At 31.7% G+C, this 16,166-nt stretch carries 17 protein-coding genes; 14 read left to right on the top strand and 3 right to left on the bottom strand.

The features are described 5' to 3' along the window. Window positions 1–56 precede the first annotated feature (56 nt). Window positions 57–1,682 carry an ABC-F family ATP-binding cassette domain-containing protein gene (locus HNQ03_RS12625; RefSeq protein ID WP_173780051.1) on the bottom strand — a complete coding sequence of 542 codons (1,626 nt, stop codon included), beginning with the start codon at window positions 1,680–1,682 and terminating at the stop codon, window positions 57–59. Between the two features lie 154 nt (window positions 1,683–1,836). Here HNQ03_RS12625 and smpB point away from each other — a divergent pair, with 154 nt between their 5' ends. The 5 genes from smpB (at window position 1,837) to HNQ03_RS12600 (ending at window position 6,496) form a co-directional block, all read left to right on the top strand. Beyond that, window positions 1,837–2,295, top strand: coding sequence for an SsrA-binding protein SmpB (gene smpB, locus HNQ03_RS12620; RefSeq protein WP_173780050.1), 459 nt, complete (start codon window positions 1,837–1,839; stop codon window positions 2,293–2,295). Window positions 2,296–2,372: 77 nt separating this feature from the next. Next, window positions 2,373–3,812, top strand: a complete 1,440-nt coding sequence (locus tag HNQ03_RS12615; protein WP_173780049.1) for an OmpA family protein — start codon at window positions 2,373–2,375, stop codon at window positions 3,810–3,812. A 91-nt stretch (window positions 3,813–3,903) separates the two neighbouring features. Further along, complete coding sequence (locus tag HNQ03_RS12610) at window positions 3,904–4,650, top strand: YebC/PmpR family DNA-binding transcriptional regulator (RefSeq protein WP_173780048.1); 747 nt, start codon at window positions 3,904–3,906, stop codon at window positions 4,648–4,650. 50 nt (window positions 4,651–4,700) lie between these two features. Continuing rightward, the gene (locus HNQ03_RS12605; RefSeq protein WP_173780047.1) at window positions 4,701–5,525 is read left to right on the top strand and encodes a UDP-2,3-diacylglucosamine diphosphatase; all 825 of its coding nucleotides are present in this window, start codon (window positions 4,701–4,703) and stop codon (window positions 5,523–5,525) included. Continuing rightward, complete coding sequence (locus HNQ03_RS12600) at window positions 5,525–6,496, top strand: glycosyltransferase family protein (RefSeq protein WP_173780046.1); 972 nt, start codon at window positions 5,525–5,527, stop codon at window positions 6,494–6,496. The genes HNQ03_RS12605 and HNQ03_RS12600 overlap by 1 nt, the downstream gene beginning before the upstream one ends. Here HNQ03_RS12600 and HNQ03_RS12595 read toward each other — a convergent pair. Both HNQ03_RS12595 and HNQ03_RS12590 read right to left on the bottom strand, forming a co-directional pair. Beyond that, on the bottom strand, window positions 6,485–6,784 hold the full coding sequence (locus tag HNQ03_RS12595; protein WP_173780045.1) for a GNAT family N-acetyltransferase: 300 nt from the start codon (window positions 6,782–6,784) through the stop codon (window positions 6,485–6,487). The two genes, HNQ03_RS12600 and HNQ03_RS12595, sit on opposite strands and share 12 nt — an antisense overlap. A gap of 11 nt (window positions 6,785–6,795) precedes the next feature. Then, on the bottom strand, window positions 6,796–7,551 hold the full coding sequence (locus HNQ03_RS12590) for an RDD family protein (protein WP_173780044.1): 756 nt from the start codon (window positions 7,549–7,551) through the stop codon (window positions 6,796–6,798). 23 nt (window positions 7,552–7,574) lie between these two features. Here HNQ03_RS12590 and HNQ03_RS12585 point away from each other — a divergent pair, with 23 nt between their 5' ends. The 9 genes from HNQ03_RS12585 (at window position 7,575) to HNQ03_RS12545 (ending at window position 15,904) form a co-directional block, all read left to right on the top strand. After that, the gene (locus HNQ03_RS12585; protein ID WP_173780043.1) at window positions 7,575–8,558 is read left to right on the top strand and encodes a stage II sporulation protein M; all 984 of its coding nucleotides are present in this window, start codon (window positions 7,575–7,577) and stop codon (window positions 8,556–8,558) included. Then, the gene (locus HNQ03_RS12580) at window positions 8,545–9,504 is read left to right on the top strand and encodes a DUF4013 domain-containing protein (RefSeq protein ID WP_173780042.1); all 960 of its coding nucleotides are present in this window, start codon (window positions 8,545–8,547) and stop codon (window positions 9,502–9,504) included. The genes HNQ03_RS12585 and HNQ03_RS12580 overlap by 14 nt, the downstream gene beginning before the upstream one ends. After that, window positions 9,494–10,294, top strand: coding sequence for a DUF4129 domain-containing protein (locus HNQ03_RS12575; protein ID WP_226927514.1), 801 nt, complete (start codon window positions 9,494–9,496; stop codon window positions 10,292–10,294). Before HNQ03_RS12580 ends, HNQ03_RS12575 begins: the two co-directional genes overlap by 11 nt. A gap of 1 nt (window position 10,295) precedes the next feature. Then, a complete protein-coding gene (locus HNQ03_RS12570) occupies window positions 10,296–11,459 on the top strand; it encodes a DUF4350 domain-containing protein (protein WP_173780040.1) in 1,164 nt (387 codons plus the stop codon). Between the two features lie 328 nt (window positions 11,460–11,787). Further along, entirely contained in the window at window positions 11,788–12,258 is a 471-nt protein-coding gene (tnpA, locus tag HNQ03_RS12565; protein WP_173780039.1) for an IS200/IS605 family transposase, read from the top strand. Between the two features lie 309 nt (window positions 12,259–12,567). Beyond that, the gene (locus tag HNQ03_RS12560; RefSeq protein ID WP_173780038.1) at window positions 12,568–13,560 is read left to right on the top strand and encodes an AAA family ATPase; all 993 of its coding nucleotides are present in this window, start codon (window positions 12,568–12,570) and stop codon (window positions 13,558–13,560) included. Window positions 13,561–13,639: 79 nt separating this feature from the next. Further along, on the top strand, window positions 13,640–14,962 hold the full coding sequence (locus tag HNQ03_RS12555; protein ID WP_173780037.1) for a DUF58 domain-containing protein: 1,323 nt from the start codon (window positions 13,640–13,642) through the stop codon (window positions 14,960–14,962). Window positions 14,963–14,993: 31 nt separating this feature from the next. Further along, window positions 14,994–15,419 carry an OsmC family protein gene (locus tag HNQ03_RS12550; protein WP_173780036.1) on the top strand — a complete coding sequence of 142 codons (426 nt, stop codon included), beginning with the start codon at window positions 14,994–14,996 and terminating at the stop codon, window positions 15,417–15,419. Between the two features lie 5 nt (window positions 15,420–15,424). Then, a complete protein-coding gene (locus tag HNQ03_RS12545) occupies window positions 15,425–15,904 on the top strand; it encodes a hypothetical protein (RefSeq protein ID WP_173780035.1) in 480 nt (159 codons plus the stop codon). Window positions 15,905–16,166: the final 262 nt, after the last annotated feature.

Genomic DNA, 16,166 nt, shown 5'->3' with positions numbered 1-16,166 from the left:
TTAAATATTATTTTATAATAATAAATTTCCTTTTCTCGTCATTAAGCTAAAAATTATTAAGAATACATTTGTGCTTGCATTTCCTTTATTTTCTTATCAGCAAGATATTCATCGTAAGTAACTTCTCTATCTATTGCGCCATTTGGTGTCAATTCTATCACTCTATTACATACAGTTTGCAACATTTCATGATCATGAGAAGCCAAAAGAATATTACCACGGAAATTTTCTAAAGAACTGTTTAAGGTTGTAATACTTTCTAGATCTAAATGGTTTGTAGGCTCGTTCATTAATAAAACATTGGCTCTTTGCAACATCATTTTGCTGAACATGCATCGCATTTTTTCTCCTCCAGAAAGTACGGTACAAGATTTTAGAGCTTCATCTCCAGAGAAAAGCATTTTCCCCAAAAATCCACGCATATATTCCTCGTGTCTTTCTTCGTCATTCTTAGTATATTGTCTCAACCAATCTACCAAATTAGAATCTTTATCTTGGAAAAACTCATTGTTATCCAAAGGCATGAAAGATTGAGAGGTAGTAATTCCCCACATAAATTCGCCTTTATCCGCTTTTTCGTTTCCAGAAATTATTTTAAAAAATTCTGAAATTGCCAAAGAGTTTTTAGAAATAATGGCAACTTTATCTTTATTTTTTAATTTAAAATTGACGTTAGAGAAAAGCAATTCTCCATCTTTTGTTTTTTCTAAATCTTTCACTTCTAAAATTTGATCTCCTGCATCACGATCTTGATCAAAAATAATCGCAGGATATCTTCTAGAAGATGGTTTGATATCATCAATACTCAATTTACTGATCATCTTTTTACGAGCGGTTGCCTGTTTTGCTTTTGCGACATTGGAACTAAAACGTGCGATGAAATCTTGCAATTCTTTCTTTTTATCTTCCGCTTTCTTATTAGCTTGCTGTCTTTGTCTGGTTGCTAATTGAGATGCTTGGTACCAGAAAGAATAATTTCCTGTATAAAGATTTAATTTTGCGTAATCTAAATCTGCAATGTGTGTACAAACGGTATCTAAAAAGTGTCTGTCGTGAGAAACTACAATTACCGTATTTTCATAATCTGCCAAGAAATCTTCTAGCCAAGCGATGGTTTCTATATCCAAATCATTGGTAGGTTCATCTAGAACCAAAACGTCTGGATTACCAAATAATGCTTGTGCAAGAAGTACTTTCACTTTGTCTTTATTTTCCAGTTCAGACATCATTGTGTAGAGCATACTTTCACCAATTCCAACATTGGAAAGCATCATTTGAGCATCGGTTTCTGCATTCCAACCACCCATTTCTTCGTAAACTACACCTAGTTCACCTGCTTTTATACCATCTGCATCAGAAAAATCTTCTTTTGCATAGAGCGCATCCATTTCTTCTTTTATCTTGAATAATTTTTCATTACCACGTAGAACTGTTTCTATTACGTTGAAATCATCGTAAGAATAGTGATCTTGCTCTAGCACAGACATTCTTTTTCCATTTTCTAAAGAGATAGAACCTGTTGTAGGATCTTGTTTTCCAGTTAGAATTTTCAAGAAAGTAGATTTTCCGGCACCATTTGCACCGATGATTCCGTAGCAATTTCCTTTCGTGAATTTTATATTTACTTCGTCAAATAGCACCCTTTTTCCGAATTGTAATGATAGATTTGATACTGTTAACATATTATATTTTAATTTTTTGCAAAATTACGAAAAGAATTTGGTTATATAAAAGGTCTTTTTTGTAATTGTTGGCGAGTACGATGTTACAAAAGTTTATAAAAAAAATTCTAAATCTATTGTTATTTCATATAAAATTAAGATATTCGCCATTGAAATGAAAATTGAAAAAACAGTAACGATAAAAAATAAACGTGCAAGGTTTGAATATGAACTTTCGGATGAGATAGAAGCGGGAATAGTATTATCTGGTACAGAAATAAAATCTTTGCGATCTTCTAAAGCTAGTATTACAGATTCTTTTTGCCAAATGATTAATGGAGAATTATACCTTATTAATATGATGATTGATGAATATAAATTGGGTACTTATTATAATCATCAAATAAAAAGAGATCGCAAATTATTGCTTCATAAAAGGGAATTGTTAAAATTTGGTAAAAAATTAAAAGATGTCGGTATTACAATCGTTCCATTGAAGTTATATATTAACGACAGGGGTTTTGCGAAGGTCTTAATAGCAGTCGGAAAAGGGAAAAAGCTATTTGATAAGCGAGAAAGTATAAAAAATAGAGAAAATAAAATAACTTTAGATCGAATTCTTAAAAAAAGTTAAAAAACATAACAAAAACATTGTGTATCAGGAAAAATTGTATTTATTTTGCAATATCAATTATTTAATCATTTAAATCTATGAAAAATCTAAAATTAGGAATTTCAGCATTGGCACTTACAGTTGCCTCTACTGTTTTCGCTCAAACTACCACTAATCCTTGGCTTATAGGAGTTGGTGCACATGGAGTGAACCACACTGCTGTAACAGGGAGCTTCGGAGATACATTTGGAAACACAGAACAGGTTTTCAATCTTGGTAATTATTCTATTACACCTCCATTGTCCAAACTTACTGTAGCTAGAAACATTAATAAATTTTTGGCAGTAGACTGGCAAACAACTGTTGGTAACGTAGAAAACAAACGTTTCAACATGGGTAAAGAATTTATGTTGATGACTGGTTTGGGTCTACAATTTAAAATTAACGGACTTTGGAATGAAGATTCCTGGTTCGATCCATATGTAAGGATTGGAGCAAACTACCTAAGACATGACTATCAAGGTCTTGCATTCCCAAGAACAGATGTAAATGGTCAAATCTATTCTGCATATGATGGAGATGGAAACTTATTCGGAAAAGCAAATCACTTTACTGCTGCAGGTGGAATCGGATCTAACTTCTGGTTAACAAAAGCTTTCGGTGTTGGTGTACAAGGAGATTATGTAGGTACTCCTACAGATAAATCTAATGTTGCTAATTTCTGGCAAGGTTCTGCTTCTTTATTGTTTAGATTTGGTAATACAGATAGAGATAAAGATGGTATCCTAGATAAAGATGATGCTTGTCCTGATACTCCAGGTTTACCTGAATTTCAAGGATGTCCTGATACTGACGGAGACGGAATTCCAGACAAAGACGATGAGTGTATTGATGTTCCTGGACCAGTTGAAAACAACGGTTGTCCTTGGCCAGATACAGACGGAGATGGTCTTATTGATAAAGATGACGCTTGTCCTACAGTTGCAGGTCCAATGGAAAACAATGGTTGCCCATGGCCAGATACAGACGAAGACGGAATCTTAGATAAAGATGATGCTTGTCCTACAGTTCCTGGTTTAGCTCAATACAATGGTTGTCCGAAACCTAGAACAGCTACAAGTGAAGAAGCTACAAACGCTTTGAATAATATTTATTTCAACTTTGGTAAAGCTACTTTACGTCCAGAATCTAGTGAAAAAATAAATGCTGCTGCAAAAATCTTAATGACAGATGGTGGTACTTATGTAATAGAAGGACAAACAGACAAAAAAGGATCTGATGCTTACAACTTAAAATTATCTAGACAAAGAGCTGCTGCTGTAGTAGACGCTTTGGAAGCTAGAGGTGTAAGTTCTTCTACTCTTAAATCTAGAGGTGTAGGTGAAGCAAAAGCTATGGTATCTGAATCTGCATCTGATGAAGCAAGATTGGTAGATAGAAAAGTAGTTGTAATCCCTATGGAAGGTGCTGAATACGACAACATGAGAAAAAATGACATGGAAGTTGTACCAGCTAAAAAAGCTACAAGAAAGAAATAATTAAATTTCTCTAATATATATAAAACGCTCTCAATTTGAGGGCGTTTTTTTGTGCAAATTTTGTATTTTTGCTAAAATTAATTTCAAAATAATGGGTAGAGCATTTGAGTATAGAAAGGCTAGTAAAATGGCAAGATGGGACAAGATGGCGAAAGCTTTTTCTAAAATAGGAAAAGACATAGCTTTAGCTGTGAAGGATGGTGGTCCAGATCCTGAAGCAAACCCTGCGTTGAGAAGATGCATCTTGAATGCGAAAGGTGCGAACATGCCAAAAGACAATGTAGAACGTGCCATAAAAAAAGCCAGCGGTGCAGATGCAGAAAACTATGAAGAAATTTCCTACGAAGGTTATGGTTTAGGTGGTGTTGCTTTCTTCGTGGATTGCACAACGAATAATTCTACAAGAACGGTAGCAAACGTTAGAGCCATATTCAATAAATTTGATGGTAATCTCGGTAAAAATGGAGAACTTGCTTTCCTTTTTGATAGAAAAGGGATTTTCACATTGGACAAAACAAGCATCACAATGTCTTGGGATGAGTTTGAAATGGAGCTTATAGATGGTGGAGCAGAAGATATAGAGAGTGATGAGGAAGAAGTTATCGTAACTACCGCTTTTGAAGATTTCGGTACATTTTCTCACAAATTAGAAGAGTTAAAGATTGAAGCAAAGAGTGCAGAAATAGAAAGAATTCCTACAACAATGAAGGCAGTTTCTGAAGAGCAATTTAAAATAAATATGAAAATGCTAGATCGCTTCGAAGATGACGATGATGTGCAGAATGTTTACCACAATATGGAAATCACAGAGGAATACTTAGCGTTGTTGAAAGCTTAATATTCTATTCATCATCAATTCATCTATAAATCTTTACTTTGCTTAAAACAATGAAAAGAAATGTAGATATTGTTGTTATTTCTGATGTTCATTTGGGTACTTATGGATGCAAAGCATACGAGTTGCTCCGATATTTAAACTCTATACAACCCAAAACTTTAATATTAAATGGTGATATTATTGATATATGGCAATTTAAGAAATCATACTTCCCGCAATCGCATTTAAAGGTTATAAAAAAAATACTATCTTTTGCCACGAAAGATACCGAGGTTTATTATATAACTGGTAACCACGATGAAATGTTTCGTAAGTTTACAGATTTTGAACTAGGATCACTAAAAGTATGTGATAAATTATGCCTCAGTTTAGATGAAAATAAGGTTTGGATTTTTCATGGTGATGTATTCGATGCTTCTGTGCATCATTCAAAATGGATTGCAAAATTGGGTGGTAAAGGATACGATTTACTGATAATCATTAATAACATCGTTAATTGGTTTTTGCTAAAAATGCGTAAAGAAAAATATTCCTTTTCAAAAAAAATCAAAGACAACGTAAAAAAAGCAGTTAAATTTATTGGCGATTTTGAATTGACAGCTTCAGAATTAGCTATTGATAATAAGTACGATTTCGTAATTTGCGGGCACATCCATCAACCACAAATGCGAAAAGTTACAACCAACAATGGCTCTTGTATGTACTTGAATTCTGGCGATTGGGTAGAAAATCTAACGGCTTTAGAATATAATGACCACAAATGGGACCTATTTTATTATTCTGAAAACGAAAAGGAACTAAAAGAAGATATATCAGAAGATTTAACCGACATTAACCATGCAGATTTGCTGAAAATTGTAACCAACTTTAAGTAATGGATATTTTATACGCCTTTCAAGGAACGGGTAATGGTCATGTAGCTAGAGCGCAAGAAATTATCCCGATTCTTAAAAAATATGCGAAGGTAGATACATTGATCAGTGGTCATCAATCTCAGTTAAGTGCGGATTTTCCAATAGATTATAAATATAAAGGTATATCGCTTTTATACAACAAATCTGGTGGAATTTCTTACAAGAAAATACTTCTAAAAAATAATTTTGTAGAGACAATAAAAATTATCAATCAAATAGAATTAAGTAAATATGATTTAATTCTGAACGATTTTGAGCCAATAACAGCTTGGGCTTGCAAATTGAGAGGTTTGAAAATGTTGGAGCTTAGCCATCAAGCAGCATTGGATTTTGCAGAAGCTCCAAAACCTTCGAAAAAATCTGTATCTGGCGAATTCTTTCTAAAAAATTATGCCCCAAGTGAGCAAAAAATTGGTTTTCATTTTGAAAATTATCATCCTAAAATAAAAAAACCAGTAATTAGAAAAAGTATCAGACAATTAACTCCTTCTAATGATGGCTTCTATATTGTGTATTTACCAAGTTTTTCAGATGAAAATCTAATCAAAACTTTAAAACAAATACCTGTTCAATGGAAAATTTTTTCAAAACATGCAAAAAATATTTCTCACTTTGAAAACGTATCCATCTTTCCAATAGATACTATTGAATTTTTAAAAAATTTTGCAAGATGTGAGGGAATTTTGTGCAACGCTGGCTTTGAAGGTCCTGCAGAAGCTTTATTTTTAAACAAAAAGTTGTTTGTAGTCCCTATTCACAACCAATATGAGCAAGAATGCAATGCTTTTGCCCTTCAACAATTGGGAATTAGAAGTTCAAAAATATTGGACGTCTTAGAAATAACAAATTGGGTAGCTTCGGCGCAAATTTTCACGGTAGATTATCCAGATGATATTGAAGAAATAATTACAAATGAGGTACTAACTTTTTAGCAAAATATCTTCCACATCATTCATTCTATTCATTACAGATCTTGCGTAGGAACAATGAGGATAAATTTTCCAATTCTCTTCTCTAGCAAATTTTATTGCTGCTTCTACCAAAAATTTCCCCATTCCTTTCCCCTCAAATTCTGGATATACCATCACGTATGAAATTATTAATTTCTTCTCCTCAGGATTTATAGTATAGGTTAATCTTCCGACTTCTTTATTTTCATCCTCTTCTTTCAGCATTTCTATATAGCCGCCATTTCCATTTCGTTTATTTTCTATTTTCATTTTTAATATTTTTAATTAAATTTTCCTGTAAAATGATTAAAATCCTCAATTACTTTGATGATGAATTGACGATCCGTATAATCTCTGCCATCTATTTCAATTTTCAGCAAGGTCTGTATCTTATCAGAGAGTTTACTTATCACTTGCTGATCATCTACTTTCAAAGCATATTGAAAATTATCTTTGATGATTCTCATATCATCATCACTCAAGATAACCACTTGCGGAAATGTTGGTTGATAATCTTCTGCTAAATTTACTAAAATTGTGTTGGATATATTTACATTTTTCTTCAAAGATATTACGGCTGTTCCAGATGCGAGATCTCCCAATCTTTGGTTATTTTTATTGATGATGGCAAATAATAAACCAACAACCGCAGAATTAGACCAAATATCTACCAATCGAAAAATCCATCGCACAAAATAATCACTGAAATGTGCTTGATATCCATCTATTTTTACCACTTTTATTTTTAAAATCTTCTTTCCAAAAGTTTGCCCTTCCATCAAACTTTCTAGCGTTACGGTATAAATATATACAGGAAAGGTGATCATTAAAATAATTGCCATTTTAGACCAATTATCAGATAAGGTTGAAAAATAATCGTCTAAACCTAATACTTTGAAAAATAAAAGATTGATAAGCACCATGAATGCTATTAAAAATAGCACATCCAAGAGAAATGCAAAGATTCTTTCTCCGATGCTTGCCAACGTAAAATTTATTTCTACATTTTGAGAAGTATTAATAGCAATTTGCGACATATTTTTTTTATTTTAGCCACACAATGAGAGAGGTAGCTTTTATCAAACAAAATAAAGAAAAATGGTTGGAAATAGAGCAGGTTATCGAAGGAAAAATTAAAAAAAATCCGGATGACCTTTCTTCTATGTACATCAATTTGGTGAATGATCTCTCATTTGCACAAACTTACTATCCAAAATCTAAGGCAACTTTATACATCAATCACCTTTCTACAAGCGTTTTTCAGAAAATTTATAAAACGAGGAGGATTGATAAGAACAGATTTTTGCAATTTTTTCTTACAGAAATTCCTTTGGTTATCTATGAATACAAAAGATATTTGTACTATGCTTTTTCATTTTTCTTTCTTTTTGTTTGTATTGGTGTTTTGATTTTCCATTATAATAAAGAATTTGTTTCCACTATTTTGCCACCGAGTTATGTGAATATGACGCTAGAAAATATAAAAAATGGCGGCGCAATGGATGTTTACAAAGGTGGGAGCAATTGGGGAAGTACCATTGGTATTATGTTTAATAATATAATGGTAGGTGCAAAACTCTATATATTCGGTATATTTGGTGGAGTAGGTTCTTTATATATTCTTCTGCAAAATTCCATAATGTTGGGTGTTTTTCAATATTTATTTTATGAGCATGGCGCTTTAAACGATTCTCTTCGAGGAATTTGGTTGCATGGTACTTTCGAAATTTTCGGTATGGTGATAGAATGCATGGCTGGTTTGGTATTGGGTACTTCTATTCTTTTTCCAAAGACTTTTTCTAGAATAAATTCTCTAAAAATAGGAATGAAAGATTCTCTCAAAATATTTGCAAGCACAATACCTTTCACCGTTGTAGCTGCGATTATAGAAGGTTACGTAACAAGATATGCACTAGAAATGCCAGAATTTTTGAATCTATTCATCATTTTTGGATGTTTAATTACCATCACTTTCTATTATTTCATTTATCCAAATATCGTTCACAACAAAATTAAAAAACAAACACTAAATGGAATTTTATAAAAAAAGAGATTTTGGCGCTATGATTAGTGATACTTTCCAATTTTTTAAAGAAAATGGAAAAAATTATTTCAAAAACTATTTTTTACTAAATGGTTTGCTATTGATTTTGCTAATGGTAATTGTTGTTTTTGGCTACAGAGAATTATTCTCCCAAATTTTCGACGCAAATACAGAAGGTCAAAATTATTTTTTTCAACAATATTTTCAAGAAAATACTATTGTCTTGGTAATCGTGTGTTTATTTGTATTGTTTTTATTCCTTGCAGTTTCTGTTATCAATTATTCTTACCCGGTTTTTTATCTTAAAAGATTAAGCGAAACTGGCGACAAAAACATTAAAGCAGATCAAATTTTAGGAGATATGAAGCGCAACGGAAAAAGAATGGCAATCCTTTTTCTCGGGTTATTTTTTGTAGTTTCTCCACTCGCATTAATACTTATTGGTATCAGTTATCTCTTAATATTCATCATTATAGGATTGCTAGTTTTACTTTTCGTGATGCCAACATTAATGAATGTGGTCAATTTTTTATTGTATGATTTTCTACACACCAAGAAAGGCTTTTTCGAAAGTTTGAGCTACGCCGTTCGCTCGCAATTCTCATACAGCCATCAAAGAGAAAAATCTCCCTTTTGGAAATATTGGGGATCCACAACGATAATGTATATCATCATTCAAGTAATTACTTCAATTTTTACTACAATTCCATTATTTATGATAATGTTCTCTGCATTTACGGTAAAAGAAAAGGGTGGAAACGAAAATCCATTTGACTCTTTGGGTATTATGTTTTTCGTATTTTATGGACTTGCAATTTTAATGTCCTTAATCTTAAGCAATATCATCTATGTAAACTCTGGCCTTTTGTATTATGATAGCAGAACAGACCTTCACAGAGACAAAAATTTAGAAGAAATAGACACCATTGGTACTCATGCAATCTAGAATTTTCCTACTCTTTTTAGTTTTTATTTCTTCTTTTCTTTTCTCTCAAGATGAAGAACAAATTTCGCCTGGAATATTAGATTCTATTTCAGTAGTAGAAGATATGAATACCATAAAGATCGATTCCCTACTTAGAACAAACTATACTACAGAAAATACACTTTATCCTAAAAAATTAGCAGACAATTTCACGAAAAAATATCAAAGCAAAGAATTTGATTATTCTACCATAAAACCTCAAGAATCTCTTTGGACTAGAATAAAAAGAAAATTTGAGAAAATCTGGGAAAGTATATTTGGAAACGCTCCCAATGCTGTAGGTGGTGTAGAATTATTTTTGAAAATATTAGCTATTTTAATTGTTGCAGCAGCTTTATTCTTCATCATTCGGTATTTGCTTGGGAAAGATGGAAATTTCTTTTTCTCTAGAAAAGATAAAGTTATAAATATCAATAGTTCAGTGCTTCATGAAAACATACATGAGATAAATTTTCCAAATTCTATTGCAGAGTTTGAAAATAAAAGAGAATTTCGCTCGGCAATACGGTATCAATTTTTATTTATTTTAAAGAAAATGACGGATCAAAAACTGATACATTGGAATCCCGAAAAAACAAATACCGACTATATTGCAGAAATTGCTTCAGAAAATAACAGAGATTCCTACCAAAAACTATCTTATATTTTTGAGAACGTTTGGTATGGTGAGCAAAAAATAGACGAAGATTTGTATCAAAAATTTAAAGAAGATTTTTTAAATTCTTCTTTATCAAAAAATAAAATACTGTGATATGAATAAAACATTCAAATTATACGGTATTATTTTCATCATCGTGATGGTAGTTTTGGTTTTGCTAGAAATGAGCAAAGCAGAAGTAATAGATTGGCGAAAAAACTATCAAACAAAAGAAAAATCTCCGTTTGGCTTGTATATTTTCGATCAAGAAGCGCCAAAATTATTAAACAATAAGCTAAAAAAAGTTGCGCTTTCGCCATACGATTATTATCAAGACAATAAAAAATACGAACCTCATAATATTCTATTAATCGAGCAAGATATAGACGCAGAATCTTGGAAAAAAATTAAGAATATGGTCAACCTTGGCTCAGATGTATTGGTTATATCTGATAATTCTTTCCCAGATCCGATAGAATCTATGGATCTGCATCTTAGTCGTGTGAATTTTGAAGATATAAACACATTAAAATTCACGGATAAAAATTTAAAAAATGATTCGCTTATTTTAGATAAATTTCCTACCAGACAAGGTTTCACTTATGTTTCCGAAGATGTAGAAATTCTGAGCACAACAGATACTTTTGATGAAATTGGCGCTAATTTTATTAAATTTAAAAGTGGAAAAGGACACATTTATTTTCATTCAGAGCCACTCTTTTTAACAAACTATTATCTGCTTAGTTCCAAAAATTCCAAATATTTAGAAAATGTATTTAGCTATTTGCCAGATAGAAAAACAATGTGGTTTACCGCAGATAGTCGAGAATCTGGATCAGCATCCAGTCCATTAAGTTTTATTTTGGCAAATGCACCATTAAGATATGCTTGGTATTTGCTTTTAATCGGCTTGTTGATTTTTATTTTTTTTCAAGCAAAGCGAAAACAAAGAATTATCCCAATTCTAAAACCGCTAGAAAATAAATCTGTCGAATTTGTGAAAAGTATCGGAAACCTCTATCTTCAAGAAGGCGATTTTCATGATATGATGGCAAAAAAAGCGCAGTATTTTCTGCATAAAGTTCGATTAGATCTTTTTTTAGATACCAAAATCTTAGATGATAAATTTGCCAAAAAATTACAATTAAAAACGGGAAAAAATTTAGTGAAAATTGAAGAAGCAATAGTTTTAATCAACAAAGCGCAAGATCCGTATGCTCAAGTGCAAAAAGAAGATTTGATAAAAATGAACAATATATTAGATGATATTTTAGGGTAGATTTTGAAGAATAATTAATTGGAGCTATTTAAATACAAAAATGCTTCATAGAAGCCCAAACTTCAAAAAAATAAAATGCAAAATGGCTTCAGAGAAGCCCAACCTTTGTAGATATTAAAAAAAATTAGAACGCAACACGGCTTCAGAGAAGCGCAACCTTTGTAGATATTAAAAAAAATTAGAACTTCAGAGAAGTCCAACCTTTGTAGATATTAAAAAAAATTAGAACGCAACACGGCTTCAGAGAAGCCCAACCTTTGTAGATATTAAAAAAAATTAGAACGCAACACGGCTTCAGAGAAGCCCAACCTTTGTAGATTTTGTAATTATGGCAAACACGTATTCACAAATTTTTATCCAATTGGTTTTCGCTGTAAAATATAGAGAAAAATTAATTACAGAAGAAAAAAGAGATCGATTAGAAAAGTACATTACCGGAATTATTCAAAATAAAAACCAGAAATTGTTGGCTATTTATGCAAATCCAGATCATATTCATATCTTGATTGGCTATAATGATTTGAATGTTTTGATTCCAGATATTGTACGAGATATAAAATCGGATTCTTCAAAGATGATGAATGATGAAAATTGGTTTCGTGGTAAATTTAATTGGCAAATAGGATATGGTGCGTTTTCTTATTCCAAAAGCCAAGTAGATAGAGTTTCCAAATATATTTTAAACCAAAAGGAACATCATAAGAAACAATCTTTTAAACAAGAATATTTGGAATTATTAACAAAATTTGAGATAGAATACAAAGAAGAATATGTGTTTGAATTTTTCGATGATTTGTAGATTATACCAAACAAGATTATAATTTAGTCAAAACATTATGGTATAATGCCGACACACTATGAAAATAGTGCAATGCAATTGGACTATATTGAATAGGTAGTCGGTATTAATTATACACAAAGGTCTAGCTTCTACGAAGCTAAATTGCGATATTGTAGATGTGATTATAAAGGTTTTGCTTCTATGAAGCAAACAATATTTTATAGATTTTATTTGAAAATAAATCTTTTGTATCTAGGTTTAGCTTCTATGAAGAATATGAAAAAGAAATACTATATTTAATAATTAGAAAAAATAATTCCTAAAAAAATGGAAAACGAAATATACAAAATACCAGATTTTCACGCGAGAGTAGATTTGTCTGCTCTGCAAAACAGTTTAAATCTTGTAAAATCAGAGATAGGAAAAGTGATTGTTGGTCAGGAAAATATGATCGATCATCTTTTGGCGGCGCTACTTTCCAATGGTCACGTTTTAATAGAAGGCGTTCCCGGTGTTGCAAAAACCATCACCGCAAAACTTTTGGCAAAAGCTATTTCTGTAGATTTTAGCAGAATACAATTTACGCCAGATTTAATGCCTTCGGATATTTTGGGTACAAGCATTTTCAATGTGAAAAACTCTGAATTTGAATTTAAACAAGGACCTATTTTCTCCAATTTTATTTTAATTGATGAGATCAATAGATCGCCCGCAAAAACGCAAGCAGCCTTGTTTGAGGTGATGGAAGAGCGCCAAATCACGATGGATGGAACGGAGTACAAAATGGATTTGCCGTTTTTGGTAATTGCCACACAAAATCCTATTGAGCATGAAGGAACGTATCGTCTTCCAGAAGCGCAATTAGATCGTTTTTTATTCAAAATAAATGTTGGTTATCCAAATATTGATCAAGAAATTATGATCATCAAAAATCAGCATGAAAATAAACTAGAAGATAAAACAGATGCTGTAAAAGCGGTACTTTCTGCGCAAGATTTGCAATCTTACCAAAATTTGGTAAAAGATATAATCGTCGAGCACAATTTATTAGAATATATTGCAAAAATAATTGTGAATACGAGGGAAAATCAATTCTTATATTTAGGTGCTTCTCCAAGAGCAAGTTTGGCATTATTAACTGCAAGTAAAGCTTTTGCGGCAATACGAGGTAGAGATTTTGTAACACCAGAAGATATAAAAGAAGCTTCTTTTGCAGTGTTGAGACATCGAGTAATGGTTTCTCCAGAAAAGGAAATGGAAGGTTTGACAGCCGATGAAATCATCCGCCAAATAATGGAAAGCATAGAAATACCACGATAATCTTCATTCTGTCATTGCGAGAAACGAAGCAATCTCAAACGCCAAACACCAAATTAATAAATCATTAAAAAGATATAAATTGAAATCGCTTTACATCAATACCCGTTTTTTCCTCCTGCTAATTGCAGTAGGATTTTCTTATGTATTTGCTTTCTTTTTCCCAATATTAATGAATTTTGCCCACCTATTTTTGGTGCTATTAATTATCGTATTTTTAGTAGATTATCTATTTCTTTTCACCGAAAAACAGGGAATCAATGCACAAAGAATTTTGCCAGAAAAAATGAGCAATGGCGATGAAAATAAAATTAAAATTGATGTAAAAAACAATTTTAGATTTAAAATATTAGTCAAAATTATTGATGAAATCCCTTTTCAATTTCAGAAAAGAGATTTTGTGATTAATCAAAAAATTCTTTCAAATAAAAACGTTCTGTTAGAATATATTCTAGAACCAAAAGAACGTGGCGAATATAGTTTTGGAAATTTAAATGTATTTGCGCAATCGCAAATTGGTTTGGTTTCCAAAAGATTTCAATTTCAAAAAAATGCAATGTTGCCAGCTTATCCATCCTTTATACATTTAAGAAAATACGAATTGATGGCACTTCAAAATGAATTTCTATTAGGCGGAATTAAAAAAATCCGAAGATTGGGACATACCATGGAATTTGAGCAAATTAAAGAATACGTACCTGGCGATGATATAAGAACGATCAATTGGAAAGCAACTTCCAAGCGAAATCAACTGATGGTAAACCAATATCAAGATGAAAAATCTCAACGCATTTATTTATTGATTGATAAAGGAAGAACCATGCAAATGCCTTTCCGAGGTTTGAGTTTGCTAGATTATTCCATCAATGCAACGATGGCGCTTTCTCATATTATTTTGAAAAAATTTGATCGCGCTGGAATGATGACTTTCTCCAAAAAAACCGAAAATAGAGTAGTTGCGGATAACAAAAGCGGACAATTGAAAAAGATTTCCGAGGCTTTGTATAATATCCAAACCAACTTCTACGAAAGCGATTTTAGCAGATTGTATACTGATGTGAGATTTAATATCGGACAAAGAAGTTTGCTTTTACTCTTCACCAATTTTGAAACTTTGGATGCCGTAAATCGCCAAATGAAATATTTGCGTGGAATTGCAAAAAACCATGTTTTGGTGGTTATTTTCTTCAAAAATTCTGAATTGCAAAATTTAATAAATGAAAATCCTGAGAACATGCAGGAAGTCTATGATCAAATAATTGCAGAGAAATTAGAGTTTGAAAAGAAACTCATCATTCAAGAGTTGCGAAAATACGGTATTTATTCGCTCTATACTTTACCAGAAAATCTGAATATAGAAGTGATCAATAAATATCTGGAAATAAAAGCGAGAGGGATTTTGTAAGAATGCAATCAGCAATAAATAATAACGAATTATGAAAATCACATTAAACAGAATCAACGATAATTACCTTTTTGAATGCAAAAATTCCGTAGGAAATAGTATTCTTCTCAACAATGTTTCTCATTCAGATTCGGATAAAGGTGTTTCTCCTATGGAATCTGTATTGATGGCAGTTGCGAGTTGCAGTGCGATAGATATGATTTCTATTTTGAAGAAGCAACGGCAAGAAGTCACTTCATTTTCCGCAGAAGTTACGGGTGAAAGAATAGAAGTAGATGAGGCGAAACCTTTCAAATCTATTTTGGTGAAATTTTTTCTGGAAGGAAACATCGACCCGAAAAAAGCGGAAAGATCTGCCTCACTTTCGTTTGAAAAATTCTGCTCAGTTTCTAAAACTTTGGAACCGAATGTGACGGTGGATTATGAAGTTTTTGTGAATGGGGAAATTGTAAGTTAATTTGAATGAGAATTGCCTTTATATTTTTTATTTTAATAATTTCTAGTTGCAACAAGAAGGAAATTGTAAAGGAATATCCACTTATTCATGAAAGATATTTTTCAGTGTCGGAACTTGAAGGTAAGATTGATAGTATAGGAAAGATTAAGAAAATAAAATCCGGCGGACCACCACCAGAATTTGGTGATGAAATTGATAAAAGATATTTGTTGGGTGCAATTCATTTTATTGTAGAAGACAGTTTAAAATCACGGTATGTTATCAATTATTTGGAACCTTCAATGATGAATTATTTGATAATTCCTCCTTCAAAAGAAGATTCGTTGTTCCAAATACAAGAATGTGCAGAAATCATTCGCAAAGCAAAATCAATTTCCACTTCTAAAATTACCTCTATTTTAGGTCAAAATAGAGTAAAGATTGCTTACAATATTTCTCGAAGACCTTTGCTGATAACATTCGCCTTAAAAAATGATACTTTATAAGGCGATGCTATGTATAAAATTCTAACTTTTATGGAAAAGAATGAAATGCAAAGTTATTATATTAGAAGAATGAATGATGAGGAAATTAGTTTTCTAAACACTTTTAAATAATTGAAAAAGTCTCTAATCAAAACGAAAATCTGCGCCCCGACTTGATGATAATTTCCTATTTAGTCAGCGCTTAAAAACACTATGATTTTCAATTTCTAAAATTTTAATATTGATATTTTCTGGAATTTTTGATTCCAAGTTAAAGTTATCA

It is taken from the genome of Frigoriflavimonas asaccharolytica, from assembly GCF_013294015.1.
Lineage (GTDB): Bacteria > Bacteroidota > Bacteroidia > Flavobacteriales > Weeksellaceae > Frigoriflavimonas > Frigoriflavimonas asaccharolytica.
The sequence above is the reverse complement of the archived record's forward strand: the minus strand, read 5'-3'. Positions and strand labels throughout refer to the sequence as shown.

What these genes read in the sequence shown, in the direction of transcription:
- HNQ03_RS12625 (WP_173780051.1), bottom strand. Translation starts at nt 1,682, where the DNA reads ATGTTAACAGTATCAAATCTATCATTACAATTCGGAAAAAGGGTGCTA.
- smpB (WP_173780050.1), top strand. Translation starts at nt 1,837, where the DNA reads ATGAAAATTGAAAAAACAGTAACGATAAAAAATAAACGTGCAAGGTTT.
- HNQ03_RS12615 (WP_173780049.1), top strand. Translation starts at nt 2,373, where the DNA reads ATGAAAAATCTAAAATTAGGAATTTCAGCATTGGCACTTACAGTTGCC.
- HNQ03_RS12610 (WP_173780048.1), top strand. Translation starts at nt 3,904, where the DNA reads ATGGGTAGAGCATTTGAGTATAGAAAGGCTAGTAAAATGGCAAGATGG.
- HNQ03_RS12605 (WP_173780047.1), top strand. Translation starts at nt 4,701, where the DNA reads ATGAAAAGAAATGTAGATATTGTTGTTATTTCTGATGTTCATTTGGGT.
- HNQ03_RS12600 (WP_173780046.1), top strand. Translation starts at nt 5,525, where the DNA reads ATGGATATTTTATACGCCTTTCAAGGAACGGGTAATGGTCATGTAGCT.
- HNQ03_RS12595 (WP_173780045.1), bottom strand. Translation starts at nt 6,784, where the DNA reads ATGAAAATAGAAAATAAACGAAATGGAAATGGCGGCTATATAGAAATG.
- HNQ03_RS12590 (WP_173780044.1), bottom strand. Translation starts at nt 7,551, where the DNA reads ATGTCGCAAATTGCTATTAATACTTCTCAAAATGTAGAAATAAATTTT.
- HNQ03_RS12585 (WP_173780043.1), top strand. Translation starts at nt 7,575, where the DNA reads ATGAGAGAGGTAGCTTTTATCAAACAAAATAAAGAAAAATGGTTGGAA.
- HNQ03_RS12580 (WP_173780042.1), top strand. Translation starts at nt 8,545, where the DNA reads ATGGAATTTTATAAAAAAAGAGATTTTGGCGCTATGATTAGTGATACT.
- HNQ03_RS12575 (WP_226927514.1), top strand. Translation starts at nt 9,494, where the DNA reads ATGCAATCTAGAATTTTCCTACTCTTTTTAGTTTTTATTTCTTCTTTT.
- HNQ03_RS12570 (WP_173780040.1), top strand. Translation starts at nt 10,296, where the DNA reads ATGAATAAAACATTCAAATTATACGGTATTATTTTCATCATCGTGATG.
- tnpA (WP_173780039.1), top strand. Translation starts at nt 11,788, where the DNA reads ATGGCAAACACGTATTCACAAATTTTTATCCAATTGGTTTTCGCTGTA.
- HNQ03_RS12560 (WP_173780038.1), top strand. Translation starts at nt 12,568, where the DNA reads ATGGAAAACGAAATATACAAAATACCAGATTTTCACGCGAGAGTAGAT.
- HNQ03_RS12550 (WP_173780036.1), top strand. Translation starts at nt 14,994, where the DNA reads ATGAAAATCACATTAAACAGAATCAACGATAATTACCTTTTTGAATGC.
- HNQ03_RS12545 (WP_173780035.1), top strand. Translation starts at nt 15,425, where the DNA reads ATGAGAATTGCCTTTATATTTTTTATTTTAATAATTTCTAGTTGCAAC.